We start from the raw sequence: 13336 nt of genomic DNA, 5'->3' as shown, positions 1-13336 counted from the left end.
TATTTAAAAATAATAATTATTGTTGTATTCTAGCAATCCTGCCTTGCTCTAGGTATACTAATAAAATTGAAATATCAGCAGGGTTTACTCCTGAAATCCTTGATGCTTGTCCGACAGATAATGGGCGGATTTGTGATAACTTTTGGCGAGCTTCAGAAGCAATTCCAGATATTGCATTATAGTCAATATCCTGAGGAATTTTTTTATCCTCCATTTTTTTCATCCGCTCTACTTGCTGCAATGACTTTTCAATATAGCCTGCATATTTAATCTGAATTTCTACCTGTTCTGTAACATCGACTGGTAATTCTTCTTGGGATGGAATCAACTGCATAAGCAGCTCATAACTCATCTCAGGACGTTTTAATAAATCAGCCGCACGGACGCCGTCCTTTAATGGGCTTCCACCTATTTGTTGAATTAAATTCTGCACTTGTTCAGTTGGCCGAATTGTTGTCTGTTCCAGTCTCTCTTTTTCTTTTTCTATTTTTTCTTTTTTCTCCAAAAAGCGCTGATAACGTTCTTCAGAGATTAGACCGATTCTACGTCCAATTTCTGTAAGTCTAAGATCTGCATTATCGTGACGTAATAGTAAGCGATATTCAGCTCTTGAAGTGAGCAATCGATATGGATCACTCGTTCCTTTTGTGACCAAATCATCAACTAACACCCCGATATAAGCTTGTGCACGGTCCAATATAACCGGGTCTATATTCAATACTTTACATGCGGCATTAATTCCTGCCATTAGACCTTGCCCTGCTGCTTCCTCATAACCAGACGTTCCGTTAATTTGACCAGCGGTAAATAAGTTTTGTATTACCTTTGTTTCAAGCGTTGGCCATAATTGCGTTGGATAGATCATATCGTATTCAATCGCATAGCCAGCTCTCATCATCTCTACCTTTTCTAACCCTGGTACTGAATGGAGCATCTCTACCTGGATCTCTTCAGGCAAGCTTGTTGAAAATCCTTGTACATAAACTTCCTCTGTATTCCGCCCTTCCGGTTCAAGGAAAATTTGATGCCTTGGCTTATCATTAAAACGGACAACTTTATCTTCAATGGATGGACAATAACGGGCTCCAACCCCTTCTATCATCCCGGAATACATCGGACTGCGATGAAGATTGGCATTGATGATTTCATGTGTTTTTGGACTAGTATAGGTTAACCAACACGGAATTTGGTTTGTGATATACTGTGTTGTTTCATATGAAAAGGCTCTTAGCTTTTCATCACCGGGTTGAATTTCCGTTTTACTGTAATCAATGGTTTGCCCTTTTACACGCGGTGGTGTCCCTGTTTTAAACCGGCCCATCTCAAAGCCTAATTCTTTAAGATGCTTCGATAAGTCTACGGATGCCCGTTGGTTATTCGGGCCACTTTCGTAGGAAAAATCACCAATAATAATTTTCCCCCTTAAAAATGTACCTGTTGTAATAACAACAGCTTTCCCATAGTATTTCGCTCCAGTTTCAGTGATCACACCTTTACATTCTTCATTCTCGACTATGAGGCTCTGAACCATCGCTTGTTTTAATACTAAATTTTCTTCCTTTTCCATCGTGTGCTTCATTTCATTTTGATAATGATGCTTATCAGCCTGTGCCCGTAATGCACGGACGGCAGGACCCTTCCCTGTATTTAGCATTCTCATTTGAATATGAGTTTTGTCAATGTTTCGTCCCATTTCTCCACCAAGGGCATCGATTTCTCGAACAACGATTCCTTTGGCCGGTCCTCCAATCGAAGGATTACAAGGCATAAACGCCACCATATCTAAATTCAATGTTAAAATAAGTGTTTTTGCACCCATCCTAGCAGCGGCAAGTGCTGCCTCGCAGCCAGCATGTCCTGCCCCTACAACTATTACATCATATGAACCTGCATCGTACTCCATTAAAAATAAGCCTCCTAGTAAAAAAGCATAAGAGCTGATATATAGCCCCTATTTACCTAAACAAAATTGCGAAAATAATTGATTAATTAAACTTTCATGTACAGTATCGCCAATAATTTCCCCAAGTATTTCCCATGACCTTGTGAAGTCAATTTGGATTAAATCAATCGGCATACCTGTATCGATTCCTTCCAAACAATCGTCCATTGCTTTTTTTGCTTGATGTAAAAGAGCAATGTGGCGCGTATTGGACACATATGTCATATCATTCGCTTCAATTTTACCTCTGAAAAATAAAGTAGAAATAGCCTCTTCTAATCTTTCTATCCCTACTTCCTCTTTTAAGGATGTGGTAATAACAGGCGCATCTTTTGCCAACACTGTTACTTCATCCATAGCAAGCTTCTGTCCTAAATCCATTTTATTCACGATAACAATGACATCCATTCCACTAACAGCCTCAAACAGCTTCTTGTCTTCCTCTGTTAATGGCTCAGCATTATTTAACACTAAAAGAATTAGATCCGCTTCTTTTAAAACTTTTCTAGAGCGTTCTACACCTATTCTTTCAACAATATCCTCCGTTTCGCGAATACCGGCTGTATCCACTAAGCGCAACGGAACACCTCGAACATTGACATACTCTTCAATCACATCGCGTGTTGTTCCCGGAACATCAGTAACAATTGCTTTATTTTCATGAACTAAACTATTTAAAAGCGATGACTTTCCTACGTTCGGGCGTCCAATGATTACCGTTGCCAAACCATCCCGTAAAATTTTACCTTGTTTTGACGTTTGTAATAGTTTTTCAATTTCTGCTTTTATTTCTGTTGCCTTTTCAAGTAAAAGTCGATGGGTCATCTCTTCTACATCGTCATATTCGGGATAATCGATATTAACCTCTACATGTGCCAATGTTTCAAGAATCGTTTGCCGTAAACCCCGTACCAGTGTCGACAGTTTTCCTTCCATCTGCCCAATTGCAACATTCATCGCCCGGTCTGTCTTCGCACGAATCAAATCCATCACAGCCTCTGCCTGTGACAAATCAATTCGACCATTTAAAAACGCACGCTTTGTAAACTCCCCTGGTTCAGCTAAACGGACGCCTTGATTCAATACTAATTGTAACACCCGATTAACAGATAATAATCCACCATGGCAATTAATTTCGACAATATCCTCTCTTGTGAATGTCCTTGGCGCTCGTAGGACCGACAGCATAACCTCTTCTACCTTTTCATTACTTTCCGGATCCATGATAAATCCATAATGAATCGTATGGCTTTCTACTTTCTCTATATTTTTCCCCTTAAAAACTTGATTGGCTGCCTTAACCGCCTCAGGCCCGCTAATTCTTACAATCGCAATGGCTCCTTCCCCCATTGGCGTCGATATCGCCGCAATTGTATCCATCTCCATTTCATTCACCTCACTTATGCACAACTTTCTCGTAATTAAATCATCTATTTTTTATCCACAGTGGATAACCTTTTTAAATTTTAAGCAATATATCTAGTTTAACTTATCCACAATAGTGTGCGCAACTGCAAATCATCCAACCTTAGTGCGAGATTTAAAAAATATGTAGCAGATAGAAATATTTTATTAGGCAAGTATTGCTCCCTAAAGTGATTGGACAATGCATTCAAGTAGTATACCGCAAGTTTTTATGCGGACACGAATAAACATCTGGGTAGTTCAGGAAGTGAGGCTATATTCGTGTTAGTCCGCATAAAAACTTGGCTTCAGTCTAATCATTCCTGTTTCACGTTGTCCAATCAAACTCGGTCGCAATATTTGTCTAATAAAATATAGATTTGCATTAAACTATTAATTATTATTTTATGAGTTGATTATTGTGAGCATTCTTGATTGGGCAACGTAATAAATGAAAGATTAGATAGTAACTGGGGCCTCTAACCGTTAAGCCACGAAAATAGTCCCACTTCCCCGAAACACCCAGATGTTTTTTCGTGGTAGGTTAGAGGCTCCGCCTTACTTGAATTTTTGTACGCCTAATGACAAATGGGAACAATAATCAACTCATAAAATTGGTATTTGTATTTTTTACGCAAAAAAATAGCAGCTGCTAGATTCTCTAGCAACTGCCATGTTTATTGAATGATTTTATTTAATTCGGAATAATCACGATATGGCGGTTTGGTTCAACGCCATCGGAGGCCGTCGATACACCCTCCACATCAAAAAGAACAGAGTGAATGACTTTTCTTTCAAATGACGGCATTGGCTCCAACACTACTTTTGTTTTTGTCTTTTTCGCTTTAGAAGCTAATCGCAAAGCAAGATTTTCCAATGTTTCTTTACGGCGTGATCGATAATCTTCGGCATCTACAATGACTGTTAGGTAACCATCAGAATGTTTATTGGCAACAAGCTGTACTAAATATTGAAGAGAGTTTAACGTTTGCCCACGTTTACCAATTAAAATCGCAACATCATCACCGCTGATTTTAAATGTAAGTTCTTTGCCCTTATGAACTTTCTCAATAGTTGCTGTTATTCCCATTTTCCGAATAACGTTTTCTAAGAAGGTTTGAGCCTCTAAAACTGGATCTATTTTGACAGTCAGCTTCACAATTGCCGGCCGATTGCCAAAAACGCCAAATAAGCCCTTTTTGCCTCCATCGATAACGGAAACTTCAACCTTATCCTTTGATACATTTAGTTCTTGTAAAGCAGATGCAATTGCCTCATCAACTGTTTGCCCTGTACCGGTAGCCGTTACTTGTTTCACTTCTTTGCTCCCCCTGTACTATTCTCTTCTCCTTTTTTGGCAGGACCTTTAATTAATAAAGTTTGGAAGACCATAAAGATATTACCAACTACCCAATACAATGATAATGCAGCTGGAAATTTAACCGCAAAGACAACAATCATAACCGGCATAATATATAGCATCATTTTCATCTGCGGGTTATTTTCCATACCCTGCATCATGATTTTCTGTTGCAAGAACGTTGTGATACCTGCCACAATCGGCAAAATATAATATGGGTCTCTAACTCCAAGGTCAAACCACAAGAAAGTATGGTTTGCTATTTCTCTTGTTCTCATAATCGCATGGTAAAACCCAATCAAGATTGGCATTTGAATGACTAAAGGAAAACATCCTGCCAACGGATTTACGCCATGACTTTGGAACAGAGCCATCGTTTCTTGCTGAAGCTTTTGTTGTGTATTTGGATCCTTAGAAGCATATTTTTGTTGAAGGGCCTTTAATTCAGGCTGAATTGCCTGCATGGCCTTTGAATTCTGTGTTTGCTTAATCATTAACGGTAAAATGGCTAAGCGTATAATGAGTGTAACAACGATAATCGAAAGACCATAACTATTTCCTAAAAGTTTGGCAACATACGAGATGAACCATGATAATGGGTATACAATATACTGGTTCCAGAAACCTGTACTCTCTGGAGTTATTGGTTCATTTACTTGCGAACACGCTGATAAAACCGCTAATAGACCCACTAAGGTCAATACAAGTGCGATTCTTTTTTTCAAACTCCCTTCCTCCTTCTTGCATTTCCTTATGTATATAAGTGATATTACCATTTATAATATGACATTTCCTTCTTAATCCCTTTATATCCTCGTTAATTTTCAATATTTATTTTTCTTGTAAATGCCTTCGCTATTTTCAAGACATGGATTAAGCTCTTTTTGGTTTCTGAGAAATTCATATCTGCCGTTGGTTTACGGGCAATAATAACATAATCTATATTTTGCTTCAGATCGTTTTTAAGTTCTAAAAAGGTCTGGCGCACATATCTCTTTATTTGATTTCTTGTAACAGCTTTTCCAATTTTTTTGCTGACAGACAAACCGATCCTCATTTCATTCTGTTCCGGCTTCTCCAACATATAAATGACAAATTGGCGGTTGGCGACAGATACTCCTTTTTTAAAAACGTCCTGAAATTCATCATTTTTCTTAATTCTATTCCGTTTGTTCACAAAAATTCACTCCTGTTTGAAACAAACCAGATTATCTACAGCAAAACCCGATCAGCAGCCTCCGCATGTCCAGCTCCGGCACCCAGCGACCCAAAAACTTCACAAGCCTCCCTACGATAAGTCAACATCGACTCGCTACTCTCGTCGTGTTTCCTTTATCTCAGTCACCTTGCTCCAGTTTTTATATCGCTTAACGGGTGCCTCCGCTTTTCTATTTAGAAAAAAAACCACTGATCAAGTTCAGTGGCTTATGCTGATAATACTTTTCTTCCTTTTCTACGACGACGAGCAAGAACATTACGTCCATTAGCAGAGCTCATGCGAGCGCGGAAACCATGTACCTTTTTATGCTTACGTTTATTTGGTTGATAAGTACGTTTCATTATATTTGCACCTCCCTGAGGAAAAACTCTAAAGACAGTCTTAATTATTATAGACAACTACCTTTATATTGTCAATGCACTACTTCTTATCGCAATTGACTCTTACGTATGGATCATTTTATAACTTCCCGTTCCATTTTACCATGTGGATATCTTTTTCGACACTTTTTTCACCTATCCACCACTTATCTACAAGCTTTACACAAAATATAGTGTTGTTGATAACTTGAATCCACAAGGTATGGTGATTGTGGATAAAGTGCCAAAATCCATTGCAATAAAGGGTTTTATTTGTTATTATATTTGTGTTTTCTCTTTTATTAGCCTCCTCATTATCCACAGGTGTGGATAACATGTGGATATTTTTATAACCTTATGTGGGGAATTTTGTCCACAACATTGTGTAAAACGTCGAATAAACACTTTTCTACTATATTATATATTTATTCACTTTTGCTGTGGAATTATTTTTATACATTCGTATTCATTATTCAAAATTGAGGGTGTACAAAAGTTATACAACTTGTATTCACTATGCCCTCCTATGTTTTTATGGAGATTTTTAAATAAGGAGGGAGTCTGTCAATATGGAAAACATCTCAGATTTATGGACCAGGGCACTAGAAGCTATTCAAAAGAAAATAAGTAAACCCAGCTTTGAAACTTGGTTAAAATCGACAAAAGCTCACTCACTGCAAAACGACACATTAATCATCACTGCGCCGAATGATTTCGCTCGTGATTGGCTGGAATCGCGTTATTCGACACTAATTGCTGAGACCATTCTCGACATTACCGGGGCTGAATTAGAAATTAAATTTGTCATACCGCAATCACAACAAGATGATGAGCTGAAATTTGAAACTGTCGCTAAAAGGAAAAAGGTCGATGATGATCATTTAGAAGAAATGCCTCAAAGCATGCTAATTCCAAAATATACTTTTGATACTTTTGTCATTGGCTCCGGAAATCGTTTTGCCCACGCAGCTTCCCTTGCTGTAGCAGAGGCACCAGCAAAAGCTTACAATCCATTATTTATCTATGGGGGCGTCGGATTAGGAAAAACCCACTTAATGCATGCAATTGGCCACTATGTACTAGAACATAATCCAAATGCAAAGGTTGTCTATCTATCATCAGAAAAGTTTACAAATGAGTTCATTAACTCGATTCGTGATAATAAGGCCATTGAATTTCGGAATAAGTACCGAAAAGTAGATGTCCTGCTAATTGATGATATTCAATTCTTGGCTGGAAAAGAATCAACGCAGGAAGAATTTTTCCATACATTTAATGCCTTGCATGAGGAAAGTAAACAGATTGTTATTTCAAGTGACCGCCCGCCGAAGGAAATTCCAACTTTAGAGGATCGGCTTCGTTCCAGATTTGAATGGGGGCTGATTACAGATATTACGCCACCTGATTTGGAAACGAGAATCGCCATTCTTCGCAAGAAGGCAAAAGCGGAAGGGTTGGATATTTCAAATGAGGTCATGATTTATATCGCTAATCAGATTGATACTAATATACGTGAGTTAGAAGGTGCACTCATTCGCGTTGTCGCTTATTCATCTTTAATTAATAAAGATATTAATGCAGACTTAGCTGCTGAGGCTCTTAAAGATATCATTCCCGGTACGAGGACGAAAGTCATTACAATCCAGGAAATCCAGCGCGTTGTAGGAGAATTCTACAACGTAAAATTAGAGGATTTTAAAGCAAAAAAAAGAACGAAATCAGTTGCCTTTCCACGCCAAATTGCCATGTATTTATCAAGAGAGCTTACTGATTCCTCACTTCCGAAAATTGGTGAAGAGTTTGGCGGAAGGGACCATACAACAGTCATTCATGCCCATGAAAAGATTGCCAATCTTATTCAAACAGATGCTGAATTCCAACGAAGAATTCAAGAAATTGAAGAGAAGATAAAATTATAAACCTTGGAAATTGTGAATAACTTGAACCTACTTATATACAGTCTATCCACATGTGGATAGACTTCTCTGGCACTAGAAAAGTTGGGTTATCCACAAATCAACAGGCCCTACTATTATTACTACTATTTTTTATTTCAAAAATAATATAGATATGCCAGCCAGTTTGAAAAATGAACAAATAGGAGGCATTAATAAATGCAATTTACTATTCAACAAAATAAATTAGTACAAGCAGTAAATGATGTAATGAAAGCCGTATCGTCAAAAACGACGATTCCTATACTAACAGGGATAAAAATAACAGCTACAGAAAATGGTGTAACACTAACAGGTAGTGATTCAGATATCTCGATTGAAAGCTTTATTCCGGTTGAGGAAGAAGGTAATCAACATGTGGATATCCAAAAGCCAGGTAGTATTGTTTTACAAGCGAAGTTTTTTAGTGAGATCGTAAAAAAATTACCTAAAGAAACTGTGGATATCGAAGTACAAGATAATTTTTCAACAAGAATTACTTCTGGAAGTGCTGAATTTTACTTAATTGGCTTAGATCCAGAAGAATATCCACAGCTGCCGACGATTTCCAACAATCATGCTTTTCAAATGCCCATTGATTTACTAAAGCAAATTATCCGACAAACCGTATTTGCAGTATCAACTTCTGAGACTCGACCAATTTTGACAGGGGTAAACTGGCGCCTAGAAAATAACGAGCTTGTTTGTGTAGCAACTGACAGTCATCGACTTGCGATGAGGAAGGCACCTGTTGAAGGTGGAGAACAAGCTAATATTTCAAGTGTGGTAATCCCTGGGAAAAGTTTGAATGAGTTAAATAAAATACTTGAAGATACAAATGAATTGATCGATATTGTCATAACTGAAAACCAAATTTTATTTAAGACAAAATATTTATTATTCCTATCAAGACTTTTGGAGGGAAATTATCCTGATACATCAAGGTTAATTCCGGCAGATTATAAAACGGAAGTGATTATGATCACGAAGGAATTCCTACAGGCCATCGATCGTGCTTCACTTTTGGCACGTGAAGGAAAGAATAATGTTGTTAAATTAACGACATTTGAAAATGAAAGTGTACAAATTTCAACGACTTTACCTGAGGTTGGTAAGGTAGAGGAATATGTTCGAAGTGAATCTTTAACGGGAGAGGAATTAAAAATTTCCTTTAGTGCGAAATATATGATGGATGCCCTTAAAGCTCTTGACAGCACAGATATTAAGATTAGTTTTACTGGGGCAATGCGTCCATTTTTAATTCGTCCATTGGACAATGATTCAATTTTACAGCTAATCTTACCGGTAAGAACGTATTAATTTAACATGCTATGGGGAAAGCCGAACAGGAATAAATCGTAGTTTCCTGTTGGCTTTCTTTTCTATTTGTCGCCAATTTAGTACAATAAAGTAACAGAATGCAAATATAGTTTATAATTAAAAAAGGTGTGAAATGAATGGCAAAGGAAGTTACCATTTCAACAGAGGTTATTACATTAGGGCAGTTTTTAAAACTGGCTGGCATTATTGATACAGGTGGGGCTGTGAAATGGTTTTTAAGTGAGCACGAGGTATTCGTAAATGGTCAGCCTGAAAACCGCCGCGGCAAAAAGTTAATCCATCAAGACGAAGTGAGGGTTACTGGAAAAGGAACCTACAGGGTGATTTCTTCCATAACCCAGGAATAAAAGAACATAAAGGGGTGAGGGACCCTTTGTTTTTATCAGAACTTTCAATTACAAACTATCGAAACTATGAGAAAGCTAAGCTTGCATTTGAAAATAAGGTGAATGTCATTCTTGGGGAAAATGCTCAAGGAAAGACAAATTTAATGGAAAGCATCTATGTTTTGGCCATTGCAAAATCACATCGAACATCTAAAGATAAAGAACTTATCAAATGGGATGAAGAATATGCTAAAATAGAAGGAAGAGTACATAAAAGAATTAATTCTCTTTCACTTGAGCTAATTATTTCAAACAAAGGTAAGAAAGCGAAAGTAAATTCGTTGGAACAAAAAAAGCTAAGCAGCTATATTGGATCACTTAATGCAGTGATGTTTGCACCTGAGGATTTAAATCTCGTGAAAGGCAGTCCTCAGGTTCGTCGACGTTTTATTGATATTGAAATTGGGCAAGTGATGCCCGTCTATATGCATGACCTTAATCAATATCACCATATATTGCAGCAGCGAAATCACTTATTAAAGCAGTATAATCATGCCCCTGAAAAAAACAAGGTGATGCTGGAAATATTAACGGCACAGCTTGTTGATGTAGCAGTGAAAATTACCCAAAGAAGAATTCACTTCCTTAGACTTTTACAAAACTGGGCCGGGCCGATTCACCATGGCATCTCAAGAGGGCTGGAAATGCTGAAAATCCAGTATAATCCCTCGATTGATGTATCAGAGGGTAGTGATTTGTCAAAAATGGAAGAAGGATACTACGAGAAGTTTGCCCAACTTAAAAGCAAAGAAATTGACAGAGGCATTACTTTAGCGGGGCCCCATCGGGACGATATGCAGTTTTTTGTCAATGATAAGGATGTTCAAGTTTATGGGTCACAGGGGCAGCAGCGGACAACGGCCTTATCCATTAAACTGGCTGAAATTGAATTAATCAAATCAGAGGTTGGAGAATACCCTATACTTTTGTTGGATGATGTACTTTCCGAACTTGATGATTATAGACAATCGCACTTATTAAACACCATTCAAGATAAAGTTCAGACATTTGTAACGACTACGAGTGTGGAAGGAATTGATCATGAAACATTAAAAAAGGCTGCTAAATTTCATGTGAGGTCCGGGGAGATTGAAAAGTCTGATTGAAGGGTGGCCAAAGGTGCATGTTTATCCATTTAGGGGAAAATATTGTGATTCAGGCGAGGGAAATGATTGCGATTATTGATGGCAATTTAGTAGATGAATCAACGATATTGCGAGAATTCGTTGACATCAATATGGGGAAAAAGAATATAATTAAGATTTCAAATGGAAGTGCTAAATCCATTGTTATAACAGAACGTAATGTCTATTTTTCACCCCTATCAACCGTTACTTTAAAGAGACGATTACAATATATTTCCGAACTTGAAGTAAACAGTGAATGAAAGAACTAATAATAAAGGTGGCGAGGGCTTTGCCCTGCCCTTTTCTAGAAAGAAAGTGAAGGTGATTCAGGTGACCATGGAAGAAAAACAAACGGTAGTAGAATCTAGCTATGGTGCTGACCAAATACAAGTGCTTGAGGGCTTGGAAGCGGTGAGAAAGCGTCCAGGAATGTATATTGGTTCTACTAGTGGAAAGGGTCTTCATCATCTTGTATGGGAAATCGTCGATAATAGTATTGATGAGGCATTAGCAGGCTATTGTACTGAAATTAAAGTGACGATTGAAACTGATAATAGTATTACTGTGGTAGATAATGGGCGTGGGATTCCAGTAGGAATTCAAGAAAAAATGGGTAGACCAGCGGTGGAGGTTATTATGACCGTGCTCCATGCCGGCGGTAAATTCGGTGGAGGCGGATATAAGGTTTCCGGAGGTTTACACGGTGTTGGTGCATCAGTTGTTAATGCTTTATCAACTGAATTAGAGGTTTATGTTCATCTTGAAGGCAAGATTCATTATATAAAGTTTAATCGGGGTGTAGTTGTCCAAGAACTAACGGTTGTCGGAGATACAGATAAGACAGGGACAATCATCCACTTTACTCCAGACCCTGAAATTTTCCAAGAAACAACTATATTTGAGTATGATGTGTTGGCTACACGTTTACGTGAGTTAGCCTTCTTAAATCGTGGTCTAAATATTAGCCTAGAGGATAAACGCCCAGATGGCAAAAAGAATAGCTGGCACTATGAGGGTGGAATTATCTCTTATGTAGAACATTTAAACCGTACCCGAGAAGTCATTCATGAGGAGCCTGTCTATGTAATGGGTGAAAAGGATGGCATTACAGCAGAAGTAGCCCTACAGTACAATGACAGCTATGTTAGTAATATATATTCTTTCGCGAATAATATTCATACATATGAGGGTGGTACGCATGAAGTAGGCTTTAAAACAGCTCTAACACGGGTAATCAATGATTATGCGAGAAGAAGCGGGATTTTCAAAGATAATGACCAGAATTTAACCGGGGATGATGTCCGCGAAGGCTTAACAACGATTATTTCTGTAAAGCACCCTGACCCACAATTCGAAGGTCAGACGAAAACAAAGCTGGGAAATAGTGAAGTAAGAGCTATTGTAGATTCTGTTTTTTCAGAGGGATTCGAGAAGTTTCTTCTTGAAAATCCTGCAGTTGCCAAGAAAATTGTTGAAAAAGGTACGATGGCTTCAAGAGCGCGTATTGCCGCGAAAAAGGCAAGAGAATTAACACGCCGAAAAGGTGCCCTGGAAATTTCAAGCTTACCAGGGAAATTAGCAGACTGTTCATCAAAAGACGCAGCTATTAGTGAACTTTATATCGTTGAGGGTGATTCAGCGGGTGGTTCAGCTAAGTCAGGAAGGGATCGCCACTTTCAAGCTATCCTTCCATTACGCGGTAAAATCCTTAATGTAGAAAAGGCACGTTTAGATAAAATCTTGTCCAACAATGAAATTCGGACGATAATAACAGCACTTGGTACTGGTATTGGCGAGGATTTTGATATATCAAAGGCAAGATACCATAAAGTCGTTATTATGACCGACGCCGATGTTGACGGAGCGCATATTCGGACACTCCTATTAACATTCTTCTATCGCTTTATGAAACCAATCATTGAAAATGGATATATTTATATTGCCCAGCCGCCTTTATATAAGGTGCAGCAAGGCAAAAAGATTCAATATGCTTATAATGACCGGCAATTAGAACAAATATTAACGGAATTACCTGACAGTCCTAAGCCAAGTCTTCAACGCTATAAAGGTCTAGGTGAGATGAATCCGGAGCAGTTATGGGAAACTACGATGGATCCAGAGGTTCGTACATTGCTTCAAGTACAGCTTCAAGATGCAATAGAGGCAGATGAGGTATTTGACATGCTGATGGGGGATCAAGTAGAACCACGGCGTGATTTTATTCAAGAGAATGCCCGTTATGTTAAAAATCTAGATGTATAGAG

The 13336-nt window shown here is 38.2% G+C and carries 12 protein-coding genes; 6 read left to right on the top strand and 6 right to left on the bottom strand.

Going from position 1 to position 13336, the window contains the following annotated elements; all coding sequences use genetic code 11:
* Positions 1 to 16: 16 nt before the first annotated feature.
* The 6 genes from mnmG to rpmH all read right to left on the bottom strand — a co-directional run bounded on the left by mnmG (position 17) and on the right by rpmH (position 6266).
* Positions 17 to 1903: a tRNA uridine-5-carboxymethylaminomethyl(34) synthesis enzyme MnmG gene (gene mnmG / locus ACNQFZ_RS11595; protein WP_458411505.1), complete on the bottom strand. Its 1887-nt coding sequence runs from the start codon at positions 1901 to 1903 to the stop codon at positions 17 to 19.
* Between the two features lie 48 nt (positions 1904 to 1951).
* Positions 1952 to 3328, bottom strand: coding sequence for a tRNA uridine-5-carboxymethylaminomethyl(34) synthesis GTPase MnmE (gene mnmE / locus ACNQFZ_RS11590; RefSeq protein ID WP_458411504.1), 1377 nt, complete (start codon positions 3326 to 3328; stop codon positions 1952 to 1954).
* Between the two features lie 712 nt (positions 3329 to 4040).
* Entirely contained in the window at positions 4041 to 4664 is a 624-nt protein-coding gene (gene jag, locus ACNQFZ_RS11585) for an RNA-binding cell elongation regulator Jag/EloR (protein ID WP_458411503.1), read from the bottom strand.
* The gene (gene spoIIIJ / locus ACNQFZ_RS11580; protein WP_458411502.1) at positions 4661 to 5431 is read right to left on the bottom strand and encodes a YidC family membrane integrase SpoIIIJ; all 771 of its coding nucleotides are present in this window, start codon (positions 5429 to 5431) and stop codon (positions 4661 to 4663) included. The genes jag and spoIIIJ overlap by 4 nt, the downstream gene beginning before the upstream one ends.
* A gap of 92 nt (positions 5432 to 5523) precedes the next feature.
* Positions 5524 to 5883 carry a ribonuclease P protein component gene (gene rnpA / locus ACNQFZ_RS11575; RefSeq protein WP_458411501.1) on the bottom strand — a complete coding sequence of 120 codons (360 nt, stop codon included), beginning with the start codon at positions 5881 to 5883 and terminating at the stop codon, positions 5524 to 5526.
* Positions 5884 to 6131: 248 nt separating this feature from the next.
* Complete coding sequence (rpmH, locus tag ACNQFZ_RS11570; protein WP_458411500.1) at positions 6132 to 6266, bottom strand: 50S ribosomal protein L34; 135 nt, start codon at positions 6264 to 6266, stop codon at positions 6132 to 6134.
* A gap of 587 nt (positions 6267 to 6853) precedes the next feature.
* On the opposite strand from rpmH, the gene dnaA reads away from it, so the two are divergent.
* The 6 genes from dnaA (at position 6854) to gyrB (ending at position 13334) form a co-directional block, all read left to right on the top strand.
* Positions 6854 to 8203: a chromosomal replication initiator protein DnaA gene (gene dnaA / locus ACNQFZ_RS11565; RefSeq protein ID WP_458411499.1), complete on the top strand. Its 1350-nt coding sequence runs from the start codon at positions 6854 to 6856 to the stop codon at positions 8201 to 8203.
* A 195-nt stretch (positions 8204 to 8398) separates the two neighbouring features.
* Positions 8399 to 9538 (top strand): DNA polymerase III subunit beta, encoded by a 1140-nt coding sequence (gene dnaN / locus ACNQFZ_RS11560; RefSeq protein WP_458411498.1) that lies wholly within the window; start codon positions 8399 to 8401, stop codon positions 9536 to 9538.
* A gap of 137 nt (positions 9539 to 9675) precedes the next feature.
* Complete coding sequence (yaaA, locus tag ACNQFZ_RS11555) at positions 9676 to 9906, top strand: S4 domain-containing protein YaaA (protein WP_458411497.1); 231 nt, start codon at positions 9676 to 9678, stop codon at positions 9904 to 9906.
* 26 nt (positions 9907 to 9932) lie between these two features.
* The gene (gene recF, locus ACNQFZ_RS11550) at positions 9933 to 11051 is read left to right on the top strand and encodes a DNA replication/repair protein RecF (protein WP_458411496.1); all 1119 of its coding nucleotides are present in this window, start codon (positions 9933 to 9935) and stop codon (positions 11049 to 11051) included.
* A 17-nt stretch (positions 11052 to 11068) separates the two neighbouring features.
* Positions 11069 to 11332: an extracellular matrix regulator RemB gene (gene remB, locus ACNQFZ_RS11545; protein ID WP_458411495.1), complete on the top strand. Its 264-nt coding sequence runs from the start codon at positions 11069 to 11071 to the stop codon at positions 11330 to 11332.
* Between the two features lie 76 nt (positions 11333 to 11408).
* On the top strand, positions 11409 to 13334 hold the full coding sequence (gyrB, locus tag ACNQFZ_RS11540) for a DNA topoisomerase (ATP-hydrolyzing) subunit B (protein WP_458415372.1): 1926 nt from the start codon (positions 11409 to 11411) through the stop codon (positions 13332 to 13334).
* Positions 13335 to 13336 lie beyond the last annotated feature (2 nt).

The sequence above is a fragment of the Schinkia acidoalkalinis genome (assembly GCF_054301215.1).
The sequence above is the reverse complement of the archived record's forward strand: the minus strand, read 5'-3'. Positions and strand labels throughout refer to the sequence as shown.